Raw genomic sequence first — 21,466 nt, 5'->3', positions numbered from 1 at the left:
CCGTTATCCACAGGCCTGGCCATCCGTCCATCCAGGAGATCCACCAGCATGCGCAACTGCAGCCTGACCCTCGCCCAACTGCCGGCACCACCGGCCATTCAGGAGTGACCCATGGCCGACAACCTGCAGGAACAGCTTTACCTACGACTGCGTGAAGGCTTGCTGGCGGGGCGTTTCCAGCCCGGCGAGCGCCTCAAGATCCGCGACCTCGCCGCCGAGTGGGGCACCAGCCCGATGCCGGTCCGTGCGGCGTTGCAGCGCCTGGTGGCCGAGGGCGCCCTGGAAGGCGAGCCGCAGCGCTCGCTGCGGGTGCCGATCATGACCCGCGAACGCTTCCAGCAGATCTTCCTGGTGCGCCTGTCCCTGGAGGGACTGGCCGTGGAGACCGCCACGCCGCGGCTCACCGCGCAGGACATCGAGCAGCTGAGGCGCTGCGTCGAGAACATGGAGCGGGCCCTGGAACGGCGCGACGTGCAGGGCTACCTGGACGACAACAGCCTGTTCCACATGACCCTCTACCGCGCCTGCGCCAACCCCACGCTGCTGCGCATGATCGAGTCGCTGTGGCTGCAGGTCGGCCCCTTCTTCAACCAGCTGTTCACCGAGGCCGACCTGTCCCTGCGCCTCAACGATTTCCACGAGGACGCCTTCGAGGCGTTGCTCGCCGGCGATGCCAAGGGCGCGCGGGCGGCGATCGAGCAGGACATGACCTACTTCGGCAATTTCCTCATGAACCTGCTGGAGCTGGAGACTGCCCAGGCGAAGAACGGCAGCTGACCAGCAAAGCTGTTTCGGTTTGTTTCGCCGAAAATGACGGTGCGGTGCCCGGTGTTACTCTGCCGAAAGTTCTGACTAGGAACTTCCCTATTTCATACAGGGGCTCCCAGGAGCCAAGCGAGCAACCCCGGGCGCGGCCTCCGTCCTGCGCACTGATGAGCCAGAAGGAGCCGGTGCGCCATGCATGCCATCAGTTTCATCCAGGACATGGCGGTGATCATGCTGGTGGCCGGCCTGGTCACCATCCTCTGCCACCGTTTCAAGCAACCGGTGGTGCTGGGCTACATCATCGCCGGCTTCCTCATCGGCCCGCATACCCCGCCCTTCGCGCTGATCCACGAAGAAGAGACGATCAAGATCCTCGCCGAGCTCGGGGTGGTCTTCCTGATGTTCTGCCTGGGCCTGGAGTTCAGCCTGCGCAAGCTTTTCAAGGTGGGCGCCACGGCCTTCATCGCCGCCTTCCTGGAAATCGTGCTGATGATCTGGATCGGCTACGAGATCGGCAGCTTCTTCGGTTGGAGCACCATGGATTCGCTGTTCCTCGGCGCGATCCTGGCCATTTCCTCGACCACCATCATCATCAAGGCGCTCAGCGACCTGAAGATGAAGAACGAGCGCTTCGCCCAGCTGATCTTCGGCGTGCTGATAGTCGAAGACATCCTCGGCATCGGCATCATCGCGCTGCTGTCCGGCATCGCCCTGTCCGGCTCGGTGGAGACCGGCCAGGTGTTCGCCACGGTGGGCAAGCTCAGCCTGTTCATGGTCGTCGCGCTGGTCATCGGCATCCTGCTGGTGCCGCGCCTGCTGGCCTACGTGGCGAAGTTCGAGAGCAACGAGATGCTGCTGGTGACGGTGCTGGGGCTGTGCTTCGGCTTCTGCCTGCTGGTGGTGAAGCTGGAATACAGCATGGTGCTGGGCGCCTTCCTGATCGGCGCGATCATCGCCGAGTCGCGCCAGCTGGCGCAGATCGAGCGCCTGGTGGAGCCGGTGCGCGACATGTTCAGTGCCATCTTCTTCGTCGCCATCGGCCTGATGATCGACCCGGGCATCCTGCTCGATTACGCCTGGCCCATCGCGGTCATCACCGTCGCCGTGGTGCTGGGCAAGATGGTCTCCTGCGGCATTGGCGCGTTCATCGCCGGCAATGACGGGCGCACCTCGCTGCGCGTCGGCATGGGCCTTTCGCAGATCGGCGAGTTCTCCTTCATCATCGCCGCGCTGGGCATGACCCTGCAGGTCACCAGCGACTTCCTCTACCCCGTGGCGGTGGCGGTCTCGGCCATCACCACGCTGCTCACGCCCTACCTGATCCGCTCCGCCGACCCGCTGTCGCAAAAGCTCGCCGGCATCGTGCCTTCGCGCATCGCCCGGGTGTTCAACCTCTACGGCGACTGGCTGCGCAGCATCCAGCCCCAGGGGCAGGGCGCGGTGCTGGCGGGGATGATCCGCAAGATCCTCCTGCAGGTGGGGGTGAACATCGCGCTGGTGGTGGCGATCTTCCTTTCCGGCGCCTATTTCGCCGGCACCCTGGCTGGCTACCTGAGCGACTGGGTGGGCCAGGCGAACCTGCAGAAGGGCCTGGTCTGGGGCGCCGCGCTGCTGCTCTCGCTGCCCTTCCTGATCGCCGCGTACCGCAAGCTCAAGGCGCTGTCGATGCTGCTGGCGGAAATGGGCGTGACCCCGGAGAAGGCCGGGCGCCATACCGCGCGGGTGCGCAAGGTGATCGCCGAGGTGATCCCGGCGCTGTCGCTGGGGGTGATCATGCTGCTGCTCATGGCGCTGTCGGCGAGCATCCTGCCGACCCTGGAGCTGCTGGTGCTGATCGCGCTGCTGGCGGCCGGGGTGATCGCGCTGCTGTGGCGCTGGCTGATTCGCGTGCATTCACGCATGCAGATCGCGCTGATGGAGACCCTGGAGCAGAGCCAGGATCACCACCGCTAGCGGTTCAGCTCGCCAGCCACACGTCGCGGGCCCAGTGCCAGACGGAGTCCCAGCTCTCGTCGGTCATGTCGCCCTCGTCGCCGGACCAGAGCAGCACTTCGCCCTCCAGGTCGACCACGTAGTAGTCGCGGCCGTCCTGGCAGATCGGCACCAGGTCGCGGGGCACGCCCAGGTCCCAGGCCACCGAGGCCACTTCCGGCAGGTAGGTGTGGGATTGCGGGTCGGTCGCGGTCACCGGCTCCAGGCGGCCGTAGACCACATCGCTGACCTTGAGCAGGAACTCGCGGAGCTCGAAGGGCAGGTTGATCAGCAATTGCTCTTCGATCTCCACCAGCAGCTCGTCGTCCGGCAGCTCCAGCGGGACGGGGACGGGTTCGTTGAGTTCACGCAGCTGTTCGATGACTTCTTCCACGGCGACAGGCCCTCGTGCATTGGGATGCGCTTTATACAGTAGCTGGCACCCGGAAGAAAAAAACCGCAGGCGAACCGCTCGTCCGGTGGTGGTGCATTGCATACTGCCGCCTTCGCATTCACCACCACGGAGCCCCCAATGCCGATCGTCTGGAGCAGCAGCCATCACACCGAACTCGACAAGCAGGCGCTCTACGACATCCTCGCCCTGCGCACCCAGGTCTTCGTCGTCGAGCAGAAGTGCCCCTACCTGGAAGTGGACGGCCTGGACCTGGTAGGCGACAGCTGCCACCTCATGGCCCGCGACGGCGATGCGCTGGTGGCGTACTTGCGCCTGCTGGACCCGCAGCGCAACCAGGGCGACGTGGTGATCGGCCGCGTGGTGATCGCCGAAGCGGCGCGCGGCACCGGGCTGGGCCACCAGCTGATGGAACGTGCCCTGGAAGACTGCCAGCGGCGCTGGCCGGGGCTGCCGGTGTACCTCTCGGCCCAGGCGCACCTGCAGAAGTACTACGGACGCTACGGCTTCGTGCCGGTGACCGAGGTCTACCTGGAGGACGACATCCCCCATATCGGCATGCGCAAGGCGGCGGTCTGACGCCGGTGGCTATTACCCTGTAGGGGCGAATTCATTGGCTCTGTCTGCGTTAAGTGTTGCTAGAGGAATTGAGTCCAGCTGATTGCCGAGCTCTGGTGATGTTTCTGGTTTCGCCCCCCCGGGCGAGTCCCTTTTCTCAGTCGTCGGGATGCCGAACCACAGAAAAGGAACCAAAAGGGCTTGCCCCATCATCCGACCCGACTGCGTCGGGTTCCCTCACTCCATCGCCGTTACTCGCTACGCTCGCCCTTCGGGCCGCACTGAAGTGCGTTCGCCGCAAGCGTCGTCTGGGGGCCGGGGCGATGGGCCATCCATGGCCTGGCGCGCCTCTCGCGGCATCCATGCCGCTCGTCCCCCGACGCAACGACTGCGTTCGGCCTCCTGGAGGGGCGTTGGCGGCTGCTCCAACTTTGTCGGCCAGTGCATCACTACGTGGTGCGCACGGGCTTTCGTAGGATGGTGTAGAGCGAAGCGAAACCCATGCGGTGGAGGTGGCACAAACCCTCAAGCGCCCGGAAAGTACCGTGCTTGAGCGCCTGCATTAAAACCACAACAGCTAACGCCGACAGAGCCAATTCATTCGCCAAGGACCGCGTAGCAGTCCCTGCTGTGGCACATGCAGGGTGTTTCCTGTGGCATCGCCTGGTGGATGAGAAGAGCGTCATCCACCCTACATGTCGATCAGCCCAGCGGCTGGTCGAACACACAAAAGAAAACCCCGGGCATGCCCGGGGTTTCTTCATTGCGCGAACGCTGATCAGTTCTGGCGGATGCCCGCCACCAGCCAGGGCTGGTCGTCGCCGTTGGCACGCTCCATGCGCCAGCTTTCGCTGAACACTTCGCCCTGGTCGAAGCGCGAGGTCTTCGACACGCCGTTGAAGGTCAGGGTGGCGACGGTCTTGTCGGCCAGTTCGTCGATGCCGTCCAGCTGCACCTGCAGGTTGTCGATGTAGGTGGACTGGAAGCCATCGCCCAGGCTGGCGCGCTCTTCCTTGAGGAAGCTGAGCATCTGCGGGGTGACGAACTCGGCGATCTTGTCCATCTCGGCCGCGTCCCAATGCTGCTGCAGGGACAGGAAGTGCTCACGGCCGGCTTCGATGAAGCGCTCTTCGTTGAACCAGCTCGGGGCGTTGAACGCACGCTGGGCCACCGCTGCCGGCGCGGCGCTGCCACCGAAGATCGGCGACGGCTGCTGCTGCGGCATTTCGCGCTGGAACGGGCCGCCGGCCATGGCGGGCTGATGGCCCTGCTGCTGGCGCTTGCGGGCGGCGATGAAGCGGAAGATCACGAAGGCGATCAGGGCGATGATCAGGAAGTCGAAGATCTGCATGCCCTGGAAGCCGTCACCCATGAACATGGAGGCGAGCAGGCCACCGGCGGCGAGGCCGGCCAGCGGGCCGAGCCAGCGTGAAGCACCACTGGCGGCAGCGGGCTGACGGCCGGGGGCGGTCGGGGTGGCGGCAGGGGTATTGGGCTGCGCCTGGCGGGTCTGGTGGGTCGGCGCGGAGCCGAAGGTCTTGCCGCCGCCCATTCGCTTGGCGTTGGCATCCAGGCTGAGCGTCAGGCCGACGCATAGGGCCAGGGCAATACTGAGAAATCGGCGCATCACAGGCATCTCTTGGTTAAGGGTCCACGCGCGCCATGCTGCACAGTCGCGTTCGTGATGGCTAGCGGCAGAATGTATCGGGATTTTTTACGGCTGCGCTGCGGGCGTATGCCGCCGGGGCCGGCGTGCTTCCCGTGGGAATTCATTCGCGATGGTGCTACCGGCCCCCCTGAACGCTATTCGGCGAGCGCTTCGCGGCTGAAGCCGCTTGTATGTCCTAGGGTGGAACCTGTCGGGGGGCGGAGGGAGCGAAATCGCCCCACGGTGAACCCCGGCCAACAAGCTACCGTGCAGCACAGCCCGGACGGGCGCGCAGTTGGTGGTCGGCGCGCAGACGGATGGCGCCCTTGGCGCCGGGCTGATAGTCGAAGTGGCGGGCGAACCAGGCGGCGGATTGCTCCAGCGTCGCGTTGACCGGTGGCAGGGTGAACTCCCAGTAGGGGTCGTCCTCTCGGCGGCATTTGGCGTTCAGTACCAGGCCCGGCAGGGGCGAGTCGTCGGCGTGGTCGCTGCCGAAGGTTCGCTGGCCAAGGGTGAGGCGGTCTGTCTCGCTGTCGCCATAGGCGTACAGCAGGGTTTCGCCGCGGATATCCAGCAGGCTCTCGCCGGCCTGCTCATAGGCAAAGGGAGCGAGGCGCACCAGCAGCCCTGGCTTGCGCAGGTAGACCCAGCCCGCGCGGCTGGCGTCGAAGGGGCTGGCGGGGTAGGGCAGGGTGTCCAGGTACTCCAGGCGCAGCTTGCCGCCGGCGTCGGTCGAGGCCCGCAGCAATTCATAGGCGCCGTCGCCACGGGTCTTCAGCAGGGCCTCGCCCTTGCCAGTGGGCAGTACTTCGCGGATCGCCAGGGCCTCGTCAAAGCCCCGGCTGCCGGCGATGTAGCGGTTCACCGTCATGCCCTGGCGCAGTTGGTAGACCGTCTGCTCGATGGCCGTACCCTTGCCGCCCGGGCGATAGCCGTAGCGCACCTCTTCCAGCGCCCACTGTGTGCTGCCCACCAGGGTGCGGGTGCGTGCCGGCAGCACGCAGCGTTGCTCGCGGAAGGTGGGGGGCACGCCCTTCAGTAGCTCGCCCAGGCACAGGTCATCGGTCGCCACGCTGGTGCTGGGGTAGGGCTCCTGGCCGGCGCGCAGCGGCGGGTTGGGGTTGATGGCCTGGCACTGCCCGGGCACCAGGTCGAGGGTGTCGACGAAGTCGTCGGGCTCGGGGCTGGAGGCGTAGTCGAGGGTTTCCGGCGTGCGGGGCTGCGGGCCGGCGTCCGCCTCGCGCAGGGTCACGCCCCAGCGCACCGGGTCGGGGCGCGGCAGTTGCTGGGTTGGGCGCAGGCGCAGGGCCGGCTTGGGGGCGGTGAGCAGTTCCAGGTTGTGCTCGAGCCAGGCGGGGCCGTCCTGGAAGCGCAGGCGCTCGGGGGTGGAGGAGCCCAGCCCGGAATAGATCAGCGGGTGGCTGAACTCGAAGTCGGGCAGCACGAAGCAGGCGGGGTCCAGCTCCAGGCGGGCGACCTCGCGGCCACGCTGCATGTCCACCGCGCGGAAGGCCGGCGGGCGCTGGTTCCAGCCCGGGTCGGCGAGCACGGCCAGGTCGCCGCGCACATCCAGCAGCGCGCCGGGGCCTGCATCGACGATGCGCAGCGGTTGCAGTTGCACCAGGTACAGGCGGTCCGCGCCGCCCACGCTCACCCAGCCTTTGCGGCGGGCGTCGTTGAACCAGTTGTAGGGCAGGTCGCGCAGCAACACCTCGGCCTGCGGCTTGCCGCCGTTCTTGCGGTACAGGCGGGCCAGCTCGAAGTCCTGGCCGCTGCCACGGTTGAAGAGAATCAGCGCCTGGTCGGGGCCGCTCACGCGGGCGTCCCAGAGGGTCGGGTAGATGGGCTTGCCGTCGGTCGCCAGCAGCTGTGCGAGCGCCTTCATCGACAGGGTGCCGCCGTCCAGGCGCAGGGAGGTTTCGGTGCGCTCGCGGCGCTGCCCGGTGTTCCAGTCGCGGTAGCTGTCGGTGTCGCGCTTCACCTCGAAGCCGGGGGCGGCCTCGATGCTGGTGGCGATGATCAGGCTGAGCAGCAGCAGGGGAAGGCGCACGTCCGTGTTTCCGCAAGGAGGATGGGAGCGGCCATCCTGCCGTGCCTGTGGATAACTGCCAAGGGGCGCTACGCCGGGCCCCACCATGACGACGGGGCCCGGGAAGGCATCAGAGGGGTTCGAGCTTGGCGTAGGCGAGCATCAGCCATTTGCTGCCTTCGCTCTCGAACACCACCTGGACCCGGGCCTGGGCGCCGGAGCCCTCGAAGTTGAGGATGGTGCCCTCGCCGAACAGCGAATGCTGCACGCGCTGGCCGAGGTTGAAGCCGGTCTGCGGCACTTCCGCGCCGGCGAACATCGAGCCGCTGCTGCGGTTGCTGCCCGCCACCGGGCGGCTGACGCTGTTGCTCAGGCGCACTTCGCGGATCAGCTGCGGGGGGATTTCGCGGACGAAGCGCGAGACCTTGTTGTAGGTCTCGCTGCCGTACAGGCGGCGGGTTTCCGCGTAGGTCAGCACCAGGCGCTGCATGGCGCGGGTGACGCCGACATAGGCCAGGCGGCGCTCCTCTTCCAGGCGGCCGGATTCCTCCAGGCTCATCTTGTGGGGGAACAGGCCTTCTTCCATGCCCACCAGGAACACCAGCGGGAATTCCAGGCCCTTGGCGCTGTGCAGGGTCATTAGTTGCACGCTGTCTTCGAAGGCGTCGGCCTGGGTATCACCGGCCTCCAGCGACGCGTGGCTGAGGAAGGCCTGCAGTGGGGTGAGTTCCTCGTCGTCTTCGTTGTTCTCGAAGGCGCGGGCGGCGCTGACCAGTTCCTCCAGGTTTTCCACCCGGGCCTGGCCTTTCTCGCCTTTTTCTTCCTTGTGGTAGGTGATCAGTCCGGTCTGCTCGATGACGGTCTGGGTCATCAGGTGCAGGGGCATCTCCAGGACCTTGGCGGCGAGGTTCTCGATCAGCTCGATGAACACCGCCAGGGCGCCGGATGCGCGGCCCGGCAGGCCCTTGTTGGCCACCAGCAGGCGGATCGCCTCCCACATGGAGACGTCCTGGGCGCGGGCGAACTCACGGATGCTTTCCACGGTCTTCTCGCCGATGCCGCGGGCGGGGACGTTGATCACCCGCTCCAGGGCGGCGTCGTTGCCACGGCCGTCGAGCAGGCGCAGGTAGGCCATGGCGTTCTTGATCTCGGCGCGCTCGAAGAAGCGCTGGCCGCCGTAGATGCGGTAGGGGATCTTCTCCCGCAGCAGGGCCTCTTCCAGCACCCGCGACTGGGCGTTGGAGCGGTAGAGGATGGCGATCTCGCTGCGCGCCATGCCGTCCTTCAGCGCGCTTTCGATGCTTTCCACCACGTAGCGGGCTTCGTCGTGCTCGTTGAAGGCGGCGTACAGGCCCAGGGGCTCGCCGTCCTCGCCGTCGGTCCACAGCTCCTTGCCCAGGCGCCCCTGGTTGTTGGCGATCAGGGCGTTGGCGGCCTTGAGGATGCCGGCGGTGGAGCGGTAGTTCTGCTCCAGGCGGATGGTTTCGGCGTCGGCGAAGTCGCTGGAGAACTGCTGGATGTTCTCGATGCGGGCGCCGCGCCAGCCGTAGATGGACTGGTCGTCGTCGCCCACCACCATGAGGCTGTCGCCACCCTGGGCGAGCAGGCGCAGCCAGGCGTATTGCACGGCGTTGGTGTCCTGGAACTCGTCCACCAGGATGTGGCGGAAGCGGCGCTGGTAGTGGGCCAGCAGGCCCGGCTTGTCGCGCCACAGGTCCAGGGCGCGCAGCAGCAGCTCGGAGAAGTCGATGACCCCGGCGCGGGCGCAGGCGGCCTCATAGGCTTCGTAGATCTTCAGCATGGTACCGAGGAACAGGTCGCCGCCGGCCTGGATGTGCTGCGGGCGCAGGCCCTCGTCCTTCTGCCCGTTGATGAACCATTGCGCCTGGCGTGCCGGCCAGCGCTGCTCGTCCAGGCCCAGCTCGCGGATCACCCGCTTGACCAGGCGCTGCTGGTCATCGCTGTCGAGGATCTGGAAGTTCTCGGCCAGGCCGGCTTCCTGCCAGTGGGCGCGCAGCAGGCGATGGGCCAGGCCGTGGAAGGTGCCGACCCACATGCCCGCCGGGTTGATGCCCAGCAGCTGCTCGATGCGGTGGCGCATCTCGGCGGCGGCCTTGTTGGTGAAGGTCACCGAGAGGATCGAGTGGGGCGAGGCGTGCTCCACCTGGATCAACCAGGCGATGCGGTGCACGAGCACGCGGGTCTTGCCCGAGCCGGCGCCGGCGAGGACCAATTGACGCCCCAGCGAGGCCGCTACGGCCTGGCGTTGAGCGTCGTTCAGGGAGTTCAGGAGTAGAGAGAGATCGTCATGCATCGCGGCATTCTATTGACCGGCCCAGACGAGGGCAAACCGATGACCGGATGGTCAGCCAGACGGTGCGGGCGCTGCATCCCGAAGGCCCGCCGAAAGTTAGGCGGCGCGCTGTCAAAACCGGGCACATAAAGCTTTGGCAGCTCGTTCTGCTCGGGTAAGCTCCGCCGACGCCTAGGCAACCATTACAAGAAAATCGCCTATGACCGCGACACCCAACGAAGCCCCAATCGACCTGCACGGTGACGACAGCCGCGCCATCAGCCAGCATTTCGCGACGGATCTGGCCGTGGAGCGCACGCGCCTGCTCTATCAGGGCTCGCAAACCCCCACGCTCTTCATGCTGCTCAACGGCCTGGTCTGCGCCTACCTGCTGTGGGAGCCCGCCAACGGCTTGCTGCTGGGTGGCTGGCTGGTCTGGCTGGTGCTGCTGGCGGTGCTGCGCCTGACCCAGGTGGCCGCCTTCAAGGCCGCGCTGCCCTCGCGCCAGGCCCAGCCCCAGTGGCGCCGCACCTTCCTCCTCGGCGCCGCCGCCTCCGGCCTGACCCTGGCCCTGCCGGTGATCTTCCTGGTGCCGGGCGACGCCTTTCTGCAGCAGGCGCTGGTCTATGGCCTGATCGCCGCCGCCATCCTTTCCGCCAGCGTCGCCTATGCCGTCAGCCTGCAGGCCTTCCTCACCTTCGCCTTGCCGTGCCTGGTGCCCACCGTGTCCTGGCTGCTGGCCAGCGGCGAGCCGCTGCAGCGAGGCTGGGGGCTGCTCAGCCTGATCCTCCTGGCGGCGCTGATGGTGGTGGCCTGGCAGGTCAACCGCCTGGTGCAGCGCAGCCTGCTGCAGCGCTTCCACAACCAGGCTCTGATCGACAACCTGGAACACGCCAAGGTCCGCGCCGAGGGGCTCAACAGCGAGCTGGCGCGGGAAGTGGAGCAGCGTCGCCGCGCCGAGCGCGAGCTGCGCGCGGCCCATAACGACCTGGAAATCCGCGTCGCCCAACGCACCCTGGAGCTGGCCGACGCCAGCCACGCCCTGGTCAAGAGCGAGGCGCGCCTGGCCATGGCCCTGGAGGCCAGCGAGCTGGGGATGTGGGACTGGAACCTGGAGACCGACGAAGTCCATCACTCGCACCTGAAGGAAATCTTCGGCATCGAGATGGACGACGTCACCCGCGTGCTCAGTGACCTCAAGCCGCGCCTGCACCCCGACGACCTGCCGCTGCTGCGCCGTGCCCTGGTGGACCATCTCAAGGGCCGCAGCGACGGCTACGCCATCGACTACCGGGTACGCCACAGCGACGGCCGCTGGCTCTGGGTCGAGGACCGGGGCCGGGTGGTGGAGCGCGACGAGCGCGGCAAGGTGCTGCGCATGCTCGGCACCCGCCGCGACGTCACCGAGCGCAAGCAGGCCGAAGAGCAGCAGCGCCTGTCGGCGATGGTCTTCGAGGCGGCCAGCGAGGGCATCGTTATCCTCGACCCGCAATACCGCCTGCTGGCGGTCAACCAGGCCTTCAGCGACGTTACCGGCTACCGCCGCGACGAGGTGCTTGGCCACACGGTGGTGGAGATCAACAGCACCCGCGAGAGCCGCCGCCAGTACCACCTGATCCGCCAGGAGCTGGAGCAGAGCGGCAGCTGGCAGGGCGAACTGGTGGACACCCGCAAGAACGGCGAGCTCTACCCGCAGTGGCTGCAGCTCAACCTGGTGCGTGATGCCCGGGGCAACGCCAGCCACATCGTCGGCTTTTTCGCCGACCTCTCCGCACGCCGCGATGCCGAGGAGCGCCTGCGCTACCTCTCGCACTACGACGAGCTCACCGGCCTGGCCAACCGCACCCTGTTCAAGGACCGCCTGCACGAGGCCAGCCAGCGCGCGCGCCAGAGCGGCCGCAGCCTGGCCCTGCTGCACATCGACCTGGACCGCTTCAAGGTGCTCAACGACAGCCTCGGCCATGAAGTGGCCGACCAGCTGCTGCGGCAGATGAGCCGGCGCCTGGCCCAGGCGGCCCCCGAGGCGGACACCATCGCCCGCCTCTCGGGCGACGAATTCGCGGTGATCCTCGACTCCTACGGCAGCCTTTCCAGCCTGGCGCGCACCGCCAGCCGCCTGCTGGCCAAGCTGCGCACGCCGATGACGGTGGGCGGCGAGGAACTGGTGGTCAGCGCCTCCCTGGGCATCAGCCTGCTGCCGGACAACGCCCGCGAGATCTCCGCGCTGATCACCCAGGCCAACATGGCCATGCAGCATGCCAAGCACCTGGGCGGCAACACCTTCCAGTTCTTCACTGACAACCTCCAGGCCTGCACCCTCGAGCGCCTGCAGATGGAAACCCAGCTGCGCAAGGCCATCGAGGAAGGCCAGTTGGAGGTCTTCTACCAGCCCAAGCTGTGCCTGGCCGACGACAGCCTCAACGCCGCCGAGGCGCTGGTGCGCTGGCGCCATCCGCAACTGGGCCTGGTGCCGCCGGGTGACTTCATCGGCCTGGCCGAAGAGACCGGGCTCATCGCCCCCCTCGGCGAGTTCGTGCTGCGCCAGGCCTGCCTGCAGGCCCGCGAGTGGCAGCGCCAGGGGCTGGCGGACATCCGCGTCTCGGTGAACCTCTCCGGCCACCAATTGCGCCAGGGCAACCTCACCAGCCTGGTGCGCCAGGTGCTGGACGAGACCGGCCTGTCACCGCGCCTGCTGGAGCTGGAGCTGACCGAGAGCCACCTGCTGGAGAACGTCGAGCACGTCATCGCCACCTTCCGCCAGCTGCGCGACCTGGGGGTGAAGCTGGCCATCGACGATTTCGGCACCGGCTACTCGTCCCTGAGCTACCTCAAGCGCTTCCCGGTGGACTACGTGAAGATCGACCAGACCTTCATCCGCGACCTCTCCTCCGGGGGCGAGGACGCCGCCATCACCCGCGCGATCATCGCCATGGCCCACGGCCTGGAGCTCAAGGTGGTGGCCGAGGGCGTGGAAACCCAGGGGCAGATGGACTTCCTCAAGAGCCAGGGCTGCGACGAGATCCAGGGCTACCTGATCAGCCCGCCGGTGGAAGCGCCGGTGTTCGCCGCGCTGCTCAAGGAACAGGCGACGGCGCTGTGGCGCTGACCGCCTCGGGCAGGTCGCGCAGCAGCAGGGCGTATTCCAGATCGAGGTCAGCCGGCAGCGGGATGTAGAGCAGGTGGCCGTCGCCCGGCGCCACCTGGCGGCTCTCGCCGTTGGCGCCTTCCAGGCCGTGGAGGATGAAGCCCAGGTTGCCCGTCGGGGTCATCAGCTCCAGGCGGTCGCCCACCTCGAAGCGGTTCTTCACCCGTACTTCCGCCATCTCGCCCCGGCGCACGCCGGTCAGCTCGCCGACGAACTGCTGGCGCGAGGGCCGCGAGCTGCCGTGCGCGTAGTTCTGATAGTGGTCGTGGGTGTGGCGGCGCAGGAAGCCTTCGGTGTAGCCACGGTTGGCCAGTGAATCCAGGCGCTCCAGCAGGCGCGGCTCGAAGGGGCGGCCGGCGAGGGCATCATCGATGGCCTGGCGGTAGGCCTGGGTGGTGCGTGCGACGTAGAAGTGCGACTTGGTGCGGCCTTCGATCTTCAGCGAGTGCACGCCCATCTCCAGCAGGCGCCCCACGTGCTGCACGGCGCGCAGGTCCTTGGAATTCATGATGTAGGTGCCGTGCTCGTCCTCGAAGGCGGGCATGTACTCGCCCGGGCGGCTGCCGTCCTCCAGCAGGAACAGGCGCTCGCTGGGCGCGCCTTCGCCCAGGGTCGGCTGCGGCGTGCAGGCGTGCACCACATCGCCCAGCGCGTCCTCGCGGGCTTCCCCGGCCTTGTACTGCCAGCGGCAGGCGTTGGTGCAGGTGCCCTGGTTGGGGTCGCGGTGGTTGATGTAGCCGGAGAGCAGGCAGCGGCCGGAGTAGGCCATGCACAGGGCGCCGTGGACGAACACCTCCAGCTCCATCTCCGGCACTTCGCGGCGGATCTCGCCGATCTCCTCCAGCGACAGCTCGCGGGAGAGGATCACCCGGGTCAGCCCCTGGGCCTGCCAGAACTTCACGCTGGCCCAGTTCACCGCGTTGGCCTGCACCGAGAGGTGCACCGGCATCTGCGGGAAGTGCTCGCGCACCAGCATGATCAGCCCCGGGTCGGACATGATCAGCGCGTCCGGGGCCATCGCCACCACCGGCGCCATGTCCTTGAGGAAGGTCTTCAGCTTGGCATTGTGCGGGGCGATGTTGACCACCACGTAGAAGCGCTTGCCCTGGGCGTGGGCCTCGGCGATGCCTTCGGCCAGGGTGGCGTGGTCGAACTCGTTGTTGCGCACCCGCAGGCTGTAGCGCGGCTGGCCGGCGTACACCGCATCGGCACCGTAGGCGAAGGCATGGCGCATGGCCTTGAGGGTGCCGGCGGGGCAGAGCAGTTCGGGGGCTTGGCGGCTGGACATGGGCGGGGCTCGTTGCGCGAAAAGCCGCGGATTCTAGGCAAGCCGCGCGGAACGGGTATTGCGCTGGAGCAATGACGGCGCGGGGTGAATTCGTTCGCCAAGGGACGGGCGTCGCTGTGTTGGGCCTCGCTGCGCTCGGCGCCAACCTACGGGGCTTCGGTGCCGTGGATGTAGGGTGGACCCCGCTTCATCGGTCCACCAGCGGTGGCAGGCCGGGCTCAGCCGGTGGACGTAAAGAACGACGTCCACCCGCAGCGGTCCGGCTTTTTTGTGGGAGCGAATTCATTCGCCCGCTCTTCCTCCCGCAACCACTCTCTTGAAGGCAGCGCTATTCGCTTCAGTCATTCCACTCCCGCCCCTGCAGCTCCAGCAGGCTGTGGGCCTGCTCGGGGCCGGTGGAGCCGGCGGGGTAGTTGCGCGGGCTCTGGTAGTACTCGTGCCAGCCTTCGAGGATGGGGTCGACCCAGCGCCAGGCGGCTTCCACTTCGTCGCGGCGCATGAACAGGGTCGAGTCGCCTTCGATCACGTCCAGCAGCAGGCGCTCGTAGGCATCCCAGCGGCGCTGGGTGAAGGCCTGGGCGAGGTTGAGGTCCAGCTCCACCGGTTCCAGGCGCATGCCCTTGCCGGGGTTCTTGGCCATCAATTGCAGGCTGATGCGCTCTTCCGGCTGCAGGCGGATCAGCAGGCGGTTGGCCTCGCCGCCGTTGAACAGGCGGTGCGGCACCGGCTTGAACTGGATGACGATCTCCGAGTACTTGCGCGCCAGGCGCTTGCCGGTACGCAGGTAGAAGGGCACGCCGGCCCAGCGCCAGTTGTCGATCTCGGCCTGCACGGCGACGAAGGTCTCGGTGTCGCTGTCGTTGTCGACGTTCTTCTCGAAGTAGTAGGCGGGCACTTCCTGGCCGCCGATCTTGCCGGCGCCGTACTGGCCGCGCACGGTCTTGTCCTGTACGTCGAGCCCGGAGATGGGCTTGAGGGCTTCGAGGATCTTCACCTTTTCGTTACGCACCGCGTCCGCGTCGAAGCGCACCGGCGCTTCCATGGCCACCAGGCAGAGCAGCTGCAGCAGGTGGTTCTGCACCATGTCGCGCATGGCCCCGGCGTGGTCGTAGTAGCTGCCGCGGTTCTCCACGCCCAGGGTCTCGCAGACGCTGATCTGCACGTGGTCGATGTGCCCGGCGCGCCACACCGGTTCGAACAGGGCGTTGGCGAAGCGCAGGGCCATGAGGTTCTGCACTGTCTCCTTGCCCAGGTAGTGGTCGATGCGGAACACCTGGCGCTCGTCGAACACCGCGCCGATGGCGGCGTTGATCGCCAGGGCCGATTCCAGCGAATGGCCGATGGGCTTCTCCAGCACGATGCGCGCCTGGGGCCCGGCGAGGCCGGCGATCTGCAGGTGGCGGGCGATGTCCTCGAACAGGCGCGGGGCGATGGCCAGGTAGTAGACCCGGCCACGGTCATCGGCCGGGCCCAGGTGGCGGGCCAGGCGGCCGAAGTCGGCGCTCTGGGAAACGTCCATGACGAAGTAGTCGAGGCGCGCGGCGAACCCCGCCCAGGCCTCGTTGGTGAAATCGGCGCGGGCCACCTGGGCGCGGCAATGGCGTTCGGCGAGGGCGCGGTACTGCTGTGCGTCCAGCGGATTGCGGGCGATGGCGAGGATGCGCAACTGCGGATGCAGGCGCCCGTCGCGATGCAGGTGGTAGAGCGCCGGAAGCAATTTGTGCAGGGCGAGGTCGCCGGTGCCGCCGAAGACCAACATGTCACAAGGCTGGGTCAAGGGTGCACTCCTGCGTGGTTTAGCTGAGCGGAAAAGCGGGTCATGTAGTATAACTACAAGGTCACTACAGCCCGACGGCCGTCGATCATAACCGAGTTGCCACCCCGAGTTGATCGAGCCTTGCGGCGTATCCCCCACTTCGAAGAGCCTGCCCAGTGAATCTGCTGCAACACATCGCCCAGTCGCGCCACCTGCTGCGCAAGTCGGAACTGAAAGTCGCCGACCACGTCCTGCTCGATCCCGCCGCAGTCATGCACAGCTCCATGGCCGACCTGGCGCAGAGCGTCGGGGTCAGCGAGCCCACCATCGTGCGCTTCTGTCGCGCCATCGGTTGCGGCGGCTTCCAGGATCTCAAGCTCAAGCTGGCGCAGAGCCTGGCCGCCGGTGCCAGCTTCGGCCAGTTCGCGATCCACGAGGATGACTCGGTCGCCGACTTCAGCCTGAAGATCTTCGACACCACGCTGCACACCCTGATGGACGTGCGCGAGAAGCTCGACCCCCAGGCCCTGCAGCGCGCCATCGCCGCCTGCGCCCAGGCCCAGCGCGTGGAGTTCTACGGCTTCGGTGCCTCCGGCGCGGTGGCCGCCGATGCCCAGCACAAGTTCTTCCGCCTGCTGCTCACCGCTGCCGCCTATTCCGACCCGCACATGCAGGCGATGTCGGCGGTCACCCTGAAGCCGTCGGACGTGGCCATCTGCATTTCCCAGTCCGGCCGCTCCAAGGACCTGCTGATCACCGCCAACCTGGTGCGCGAGGCCGGCGCCACGCTGATCACCCTGTGCCCGAGCCAGACGCCGCTGGCGGACCTGGCGACGGTGAACCTGGCCATCGACGTGCAGGAAGACACCGAGATCTACACCCCGCTGACCTCGCGCATCGCCCACCTGGTGGTGATCGACGTGTTGGCGATGGGCGTGGCCATGGCCCGTGGCCCGACCCTGGTCAACCACCTCAAGAGCGTGAAGCGCAGCTTGCGCAGCCTGCGTCTGTCGCCCAAGTCGATCAAGGTGATGGAAGACTGATCGACCTCCCCCGCCCCGAGCGCCAGGCGGCGCTCAGAGGGTCCTGATCGAGGTGCGGATCGCCCGCGCGCACTCGATCACCGCAGGCGCCAGCTTGCGTTCCGCCTCCTCCAGGCTCCAGCGGCTGGTCGGCGCCACCACGTGCACGGCGGCCACCGGCTGGCCCTGGCTGCCGAGGATGGGCGCGGCGATGGTCATGTCGCCGAGGAACAGCTCCTCGTTGTTGATTGCATAGCCCTTGCGCCGGGTCGCCTCGATCTGCGCGAAGATTTCCTCCGGGCCGGTCAGGGTCTGCTGGGTGTGGCGCTTCAGTTCGCTCGCCGCCAGCGCCGCATGCACTTCGTCGTCGCCCAGGGCGCTCAGGTAGGCGCGGCCGGAGCCGGTGCAGTACATGGGGATGCGGCTGCCGATGGGCATGTGGATGGGGATGAACTTGGGCGCCACGAAGCGCGCCACGTAGACCATCTCCAGGCCGTCGGGCTCGGTGAGGTTGGTGGTTTCCCCGGTGATCTGCGCCAGTTCGGCGAGGAAGGGGTTGGCCACGTCCACCAGGGTGTCGGCGGCCAGGTAGTTGTAGCCGATCTCCATCACCCGGGGCGTGAGCTGGAAGCGCTTGGTCTGCGGGTGCTTGCGCACGTAGCCCAGCTCTTCGAGGGTGTGGATCATGCGCTGCGCCGAGCTCTTGTTGATGCCCGCCGCCTCGGCCACTTCGGCCAGGTTCATGGTGCGCTGCCGGGCGTTGAAGGCACGCAGCACGGCCAGGCCTTTCTCCAGCGACTGGTTGAACAGTGAATTGTTGTTATCGCTCATGTCGCGTCCTTTCAGCGGATTTTTTGCTGCTTTGAATATCGATATTCGATATTTATAAATCTCTTTACGATTCTTGTAAATTGTTTATATTCGGGAAAACGCCCCCTGCCGATTCAGAAGGGGCTATCCATAGCGCACAACGACAATAAACAGCGTCCAATGGGAGACTTGCCATGCATCCTCGCCTTCGTGCCCTCACCTGCGCCTGCGCCCTCGTCGCCGGCCTCGCCACGTCCTTCGCCGCCAGCGCCGAGAGCTACCGGGTCGGCGCCACCGCCACCGGCGTGCCTTTCACCTTCCTCGACGTCAAGAGCCAGAGCATCCAGGGGATGATGGTCGATGCCGCCCAGGCAGTGGCCAAGGCCGGCGGCTTCGAGGTGGAGATCCAGCAGACCACCTTTGCCGCGCTGATCCCTTCGCTGACGGCGAACAAGATCGACGTCATCTCCGCCGCCATGCTGCGCACCCCCGCGCGGGAGAAGGTGGTGCAGTACTCCGACCCGGTGTTCAGCTACGGCGAGGGGCTGATCGTCCGCGCCGACGACACCACCGCCTATACCCGCATGGACGACCTCGAGGGCGAGGTGGTCGGCGCCCAGGTCGGCACCGTGTTCATCGACGAACTGAACAAGCGCGGCATCTTCAAGGAGGTGCGCGGCTACGACTCCATCGCCGACCTGATGCGCGACCTGGCCCTGGGGCGGATCAAGGCCGGCTTTGCCGACCGCCCGATCCTCGCCTACCAACTGGCCCAGGGCACCCAGGACAAGGTGCGCCTGGTGCAGGGCTACCAGCCGGTGATCATGGGCGACGTCTGCCTGATCGTGCGCAAGGGCGATGCCGCGACCCTGGAACGGGTCAACACCGGTATCGCCGCGATCAAGGCCGATGGCTCGCTGGACCGCATCATCGCGAAGTGGAAGCTCGACTGACTGCGCTCGCGGCCCGCCGGCGTGGCGGGCCTTTCCCTGAACCCATCCACGGGTAGCCTCCATGTTTCTCCAGAACGCTCTGGACTTCCTCCCCATTCTGCTGAAAGGGGCGGTGGTCACCGTGCAGGTCACGGCCGGGTCCTTCCTGCTCAGCTCCGTGATCGGCCTGGTCTTCGCCCTGATGATGGTGTCGAAGGTCCGCGCCATCTCGCTGTTCGCCATCGGCGTGGTCAACGTCATCCGCGGCCTGCCGATCATCGTGCAGCTCTTCTACATCTACTTCGTGCTGCCGGACTTCGGCATCCAGCTCAGCGCCTTCCAGGCCGGCGTCATCGGCCTCGGCATCGCCTACTCGGCCTACCAGGCGGAGAACTTCCGCGCCGGCATCCAGGCCATCCACCAGGGGCAGATCGAGGCGGCCGAATCCCTCGGCATGCGCGGCGCCATGGTGATGCGCCGGGTGGTGCTGCCCCAGGCCTTCCGCATAGCCCTGCCGCCCTATGGCAACACCCTGGTGATGATGCTCAAGGACTCCTCGCTGGTCTCCACTATCACGGTGGCGGAGATGACCCGCGCCGGCCAGCTGATCGCCTCCTCGACCTTCGAGAACATGACCGTCTACACCCTGGTGGCGCTGCTCTACCTGGCGCTGAGCCTGCCGCTGTCCTACGGCCTGCGTCGGCTGGAAGCGCGAATCGGCAAGAGGAGCAAGCCATGATCGAGATCAAGCAGCTGCACAAGAGCTTCGGCAGCCTGGCGGTGCTCGAAGGCATCGACCTGAACATCGAGAGCGGCGAGGTGGTCTGCCTGATCGGCCCCTCGGGCTCGGGCAAATCCACTCTGCTGCGCTGCATCAACGGCCTGGAGACCCATGACCGGGGCGAGATCCTGGTCAGCGGCCAGGCGGTGGACCGGCACCATGACAGCATCCACGAGATCCGCACCCAGGTGGCCATGGTGTTCCAGCGCTTCAACCTGTTCCCCCATCGCACCGCTGTGGAAAACGTGATGGAGGGGCCGATCTACGTGAAGAAGGAAGACCCCCGCGAAGCCCGGCGCCAGGCCGAGGCGCTGCTGGAGAAGGTCGGCCTCGCCCACCGCATGAACGCCTACCCGGACGAACTCTCCGGCGGCCAGCAGCAGCGCGTGGCCATCGCCCGCGCCCTGGCGATGAAGCCCCGGGCGATCCTCTTCGACGAGCCCACCTCCGCCCTCGACCCCGAGCTGGTGGGCGAGGTGCTGGCGGTGATGCGGCGCCTGGCCGATGAAGGCATGACCATGATCGTGGTCACCCACGAGATGGGCTTCGCCCGTGACGTGGCGGACAAGGTCTGCTTCCTCCACAGCGGCCGCATCGTCGAGCAGGGCCCGGCCCGCGAGGTGCTGAGCACGCCGAGCCACCCGCGCACCCAGGACTTCCTCAAGCGCCTGTTGAACAGCGGCGAGGTGCCGGCATGAACGCGCCCCTGGTGCCCACGCTGCCGTCCTCGCTCTGGGCGGCCACCGCGAAACCCGCTGTCGCCACCCCGCCCTTGGGCGAAAGCACCCAGGCCGATGTCGCCATCGTCGGCGCCGGCTACACCGGGCTGGTCACCGCCCTGCACCTGGCCGAAGCGGGCGTACGCGTCTGCGTGCTGGATGCCGGCGAACCCGGCTGGGGCGCCTCCGGGCGCAACGGCGGGCAGGTGATCCCCGGGCTCAAGTTCGACCCCGAGCAACTGATCGCCAAGTTCGGCGCGGCCCGTGGCGAAGCGATGATCGCCGCCGCCGGTGGCGCCGCCGACGAGGTGTTCGCGCTGATCGAGCGGCTCGGCATCGACTGCGACGCCACCCGCAAGGGCTGGATCCAGCCGGCCGCGTCTCCCGTCGCCATGCGTGGCCTGGAGCAGCGCGCCGGGCAATGGCGTGCGCGCGGTGTGGCGGTGGAGCTGCTGGACAAATCGGCCGTGGCCCGGCGCATCGGCAGCGTCAATTACCTCGGCGGCTGGGTCGACCCGCGCGCCGGCAGCGTCCAGCCCCTGAGCTACGCCCGTGGGCTGGCGCGTGCGGCTGTCGAGCGCGGTGCGAAGGTCCATGGTCACAGCCGGGTCACCGGCCTGCGCCGCGAGGAGGGCGGCTGGGTGTTATCCACAGCCCGCGGTGCCCAGGTGCGGGCCGAGCGTGTGCTGCTGGCCGGCAACGGCTACACCGATGATCTCTGGCCCGGCCTGCGGCAGACGCTGATCGCCGCCAACAGCTTCATCGTCGCCACCCAGCCGCTGCCCGCGCACCTGCGCCATAGCGTGCTGCCGGGGGGCGAGGTCTGCTCGGATGCGCGGCGCCTGTTGCTGTACTTCAAGCAGGACGCCCAGGGCCGCCTGCTGCTGGGTGGGCGCGGTCCCTTCCCCGAGCCGCGCCAGGCCAGCGACTGGGCGCACCTGGAGCGCTCGCTCACCGGGCTGTTCCCGCAGCTCGCCGGGGTGCCCATCGAATACCGCTGGAGCGGGCGCGTGGCGCTGACCCAGGACTTCCTGCCCCACGTCCACGAGCCGGCGCCGGGGCTGTCCATGCTGCTGGGCTACAACGGTCGCGGCATCGCCCTGGCCACCAGCCTGGGGCGGCACATGGCCGCGCGCCTGGCGGGGCAGGGCGGTGATTTCCCCTTCCCGATCACGCCGTTGCGGCGCATCCCGCTGCACGGCCTGCAGCGTCTCTACCTGGGCGCGGGGATCGCCTGGTACCGCCTGCTCGACGCGTTGTTTTGAAGGTGCCAGTGGCTGTCGCAAGACGGTCACCGCAGCGTCACCCGCCTGCCGTCAAAGCGTCATGCCGCTGGC

Annotated in this window: 16 protein-coding genes; 9 read left to right on the top strand and 7 right to left on the bottom strand. The window is 67.4% G+C overall.

Annotated features, from left to right (window positions below):
- The first annotated feature begins 111 nt into the window (after nucleotides 1-111).
- Together ACXI0U_RS23405 and ACXI0U_RS23400 are read left to right on the top strand one after the other, a co-directional pair.
- Nucleotides 112-777 (top strand): GntR family transcriptional regulator, encoded by a 666-nt coding sequence (locus ACXI0U_RS23405; RefSeq protein WP_111259187.1) that lies wholly within the window; start codon nucleotides 112-114, stop codon nucleotides 775-777.
- Between the two features lie 180 nt (nucleotides 778-957).
- Complete coding sequence (locus ACXI0U_RS23400; RefSeq protein ID WP_431483009.1) at nucleotides 958-2,718, top strand: cation:proton antiporter; 1,761 nt, start codon at nucleotides 958-960, stop codon at nucleotides 2,716-2,718.
- 4 nt (nucleotides 2,719-2,722) lie between these two features.
- On the opposite strand, the gene ACXI0U_RS23395 is transcribed toward ACXI0U_RS23400, so the two are convergent.
- On the bottom strand, nucleotides 2,723-3,130 hold the full coding sequence (locus tag ACXI0U_RS23395; protein ID WP_021220983.1) for an SMI1/KNR4 family protein: 408 nt from the start codon (nucleotides 3,128-3,130) through the stop codon (nucleotides 2,723-2,725).
- Between the two features lie 138 nt (nucleotides 3,131-3,268).
- On the opposite strand from ACXI0U_RS23395, the gene ACXI0U_RS23390 reads away from it, so the two are divergent.
- Nucleotides 3,269-3,727, top strand: coding sequence for a GNAT family N-acetyltransferase (locus ACXI0U_RS23390; RefSeq protein ID WP_021220982.1), 459 nt, complete (start codon nucleotides 3,269-3,271; stop codon nucleotides 3,725-3,727).
- Between the two features lie 757 nt (nucleotides 3,728-4,484).
- Here ACXI0U_RS23390 and ACXI0U_RS23385 read toward each other — a convergent pair.
- The 3 genes from ACXI0U_RS23385 to uvrD all read right to left on the bottom strand — a co-directional run bounded on the left by ACXI0U_RS23385 (nucleotide 4,485) and on the right by uvrD (nucleotide 9,697).
- Complete coding sequence (locus ACXI0U_RS23385; protein ID WP_021220981.1) at nucleotides 4,485-5,333, bottom strand: Tim44 domain-containing protein; 849 nt, start codon at nucleotides 5,331-5,333, stop codon at nucleotides 4,485-4,487.
- Nucleotides 5,334-5,616: 283 nt separating this feature from the next.
- Nucleotides 5,617-7,404: a hypothetical protein gene (locus ACXI0U_RS23380; RefSeq protein WP_431483008.1), complete on the bottom strand. Its 1,788-nt coding sequence runs from the start codon at nucleotides 7,402-7,404 to the stop codon at nucleotides 5,617-5,619.
- 109 nt (nucleotides 7,405-7,513) lie between these two features.
- Nucleotides 7,514-9,697: a DNA helicase II gene (uvrD, locus tag ACXI0U_RS23375; RefSeq protein ID WP_043243075.1), complete on the bottom strand. Its 2,184-nt coding sequence runs from the start codon at nucleotides 9,695-9,697 to the stop codon at nucleotides 7,514-7,516.
- 199 nt (nucleotides 9,698-9,896) lie between these two features.
- On the opposite strand from uvrD, the gene ACXI0U_RS23370 reads away from it, so the two are divergent.
- A complete protein-coding gene (locus ACXI0U_RS23370; protein ID WP_431483007.1) occupies nucleotides 9,897-12,782 on the top strand; it encodes a putative bifunctional diguanylate cyclase/phosphodiesterase in 2,886 nt (961 codons plus the stop codon).
- Here ACXI0U_RS23370 and trhP read toward each other — a convergent pair.
- Both trhP and zwf read right to left on the bottom strand, forming a co-directional pair.
- Nucleotides 12,751-14,109 carry a prephenate-dependent tRNA uridine(34) hydroxylase TrhP gene (gene trhP, locus ACXI0U_RS23365; protein ID WP_431483006.1) on the bottom strand — a complete coding sequence of 453 codons (1,359 nt, stop codon included), beginning with the start codon at nucleotides 14,107-14,109 and terminating at the stop codon, nucleotides 12,751-12,753. The two genes, ACXI0U_RS23370 and trhP, sit on opposite strands and share 32 nt — an antisense overlap.
- Before the next feature lie 337 nt (nucleotides 14,110-14,446).
- A complete protein-coding gene (gene zwf / locus ACXI0U_RS23360; RefSeq protein WP_263403901.1) occupies nucleotides 14,447-15,868 on the bottom strand; it encodes a glucose-6-phosphate dehydrogenase in 1,422 nt (473 codons plus the stop codon).
- Between the two features lie 173 nt (nucleotides 15,869-16,041).
- Between zwf and hexR the strand changes: the two genes are divergently transcribed.
- The gene (gene hexR, locus ACXI0U_RS23355; RefSeq protein WP_021220975.1) at nucleotides 16,042-16,908 is read left to right on the top strand and encodes a transcriptional regulator HexR; all 867 of its coding nucleotides are present in this window, start codon (nucleotides 16,042-16,044) and stop codon (nucleotides 16,906-16,908) included.
- 33 nt (nucleotides 16,909-16,941) lie between these two features.
- Here hexR and ACXI0U_RS23350 read toward each other — a convergent pair whose 3' ends face one another.
- A complete protein-coding gene (locus tag ACXI0U_RS23350; RefSeq protein ID WP_271659453.1) occupies nucleotides 16,942-17,718 on the bottom strand; it encodes an IclR family transcriptional regulator in 777 nt (258 codons plus the stop codon).
- Between the two features lie 173 nt (nucleotides 17,719-17,891).
- Between ACXI0U_RS23350 and ACXI0U_RS23345 the strand changes: the two genes are divergently transcribed.
- The 4 genes from ACXI0U_RS23345 to ACXI0U_RS23330 all read left to right on the top strand — a co-directional run bounded on the left by ACXI0U_RS23345 (nucleotide 17,892) and on the right by ACXI0U_RS23330 (nucleotide 21,394).
- Nucleotides 17,892-18,650: an ABC transporter substrate-binding protein gene (locus tag ACXI0U_RS23345; RefSeq protein WP_316924301.1), complete on the top strand. Its 759-nt coding sequence runs from the start codon at nucleotides 17,892-17,894 to the stop codon at nucleotides 18,648-18,650.
- A gap of 61 nt (nucleotides 18,651-18,711) precedes the next feature.
- Nucleotides 18,712-19,368, top strand: coding sequence for an amino acid ABC transporter permease (locus ACXI0U_RS23340; RefSeq protein ID WP_265170124.1), 657 nt, complete (start codon nucleotides 18,712-18,714; stop codon nucleotides 19,366-19,368).
- Nucleotides 19,365-20,108 (top strand): amino acid ABC transporter ATP-binding protein, encoded by a 744-nt coding sequence (locus tag ACXI0U_RS23335; protein ID WP_184492010.1) that lies wholly within the window; start codon nucleotides 19,365-19,367, stop codon nucleotides 20,106-20,108. The genes ACXI0U_RS23340 and ACXI0U_RS23335 overlap by 4 nt, the downstream gene beginning before the upstream one ends.
- Nucleotides 20,105-21,394, top strand: a complete 1,290-nt coding sequence (locus tag ACXI0U_RS23330; protein WP_431483005.1) for an NAD(P)/FAD-dependent oxidoreductase — start codon at nucleotides 20,105-20,107, stop codon at nucleotides 21,392-21,394. Before ACXI0U_RS23335 ends, ACXI0U_RS23330 begins: the two co-directional genes overlap by 4 nt.
- The last annotated feature ends 72 nt before the right edge of the window (nucleotides 21,395-21,466 follow it).

The sequence above is a fragment of the Pseudomonas sp. C9D1 genome (assembly GCF_056491235.1).
This window is presented reverse-complemented; position numbering and strand designations above follow the sequence as displayed.

Coding starts and splice junctions, on each gene's coding strand:
- ACXI0U_RS23340 (WP_265170124.1), top strand. CDS start 18,712: ATGTTTCTCCAGAACGCTCTGGACTTCCTCCCCATTCTGCTGAAAGGG.
- ACXI0U_RS23405 (WP_111259187.1), top strand. CDS start 112: ATGGCCGACAACCTGCAGGAACAGCTTTACCTACGACTGCGTGAAGGC.
- uvrD (WP_043243075.1), bottom strand. CDS start 9,697: ATGCATGACGATCTCTCTCTACTCCTGAACTCCCTGAACGACGCTCAA.
- ACXI0U_RS23345 (WP_316924301.1), top strand. CDS start 17,892: ATGCATCCTCGCCTTCGTGCCCTCACCTGCGCCTGCGCCCTCGTCGCC.
- trhP (WP_431483006.1), bottom strand. CDS start 14,109: ATGTCCAGCCGCCAAGCCCCCGAACTGCTCTGCCCCGCCGGCACCCTC.
- ACXI0U_RS23390 (WP_021220982.1), top strand. CDS start 3,269: ATGCCGATCGTCTGGAGCAGCAGCCATCACACCGAACTCGACAAGCAG.
- ACXI0U_RS23350 (WP_271659453.1), bottom strand. CDS start 17,718: ATGAGCGATAACAACAATTCACTGTTCAACCAGTCGCTGGAGAAAGGC.
- ACXI0U_RS23330 (WP_431483005.1), top strand. CDS start 20,105: ATGAACGCGCCCCTGGTGCCCACGCTGCCGTCCTCGCTCTGGGCGGCC.
- zwf (WP_263403901.1), bottom strand. CDS start 15,868: ATGTTGGTCTTCGGCGGCACCGGCGACCTCGCCCTGCACAAATTGCTT.
- ACXI0U_RS23370 (WP_431483007.1), top strand. CDS start 9,897: ATGACCGCGACACCCAACGAAGCCCCAATCGACCTGCACGGTGACGAC.
- ACXI0U_RS23335 (WP_184492010.1), top strand. CDS start 19,365: ATGATCGAGATCAAGCAGCTGCACAAGAGCTTCGGCAGCCTGGCGGTG.
- ACXI0U_RS23400 (WP_431483009.1), top strand. CDS start 958: ATGCATGCCATCAGTTTCATCCAGGACATGGCGGTGATCATGCTGGTG.
- ACXI0U_RS23385 (WP_021220981.1), bottom strand. CDS start 5,333: ATGCGCCGATTTCTCAGTATTGCCCTGGCCCTATGCGTCGGCCTGACG.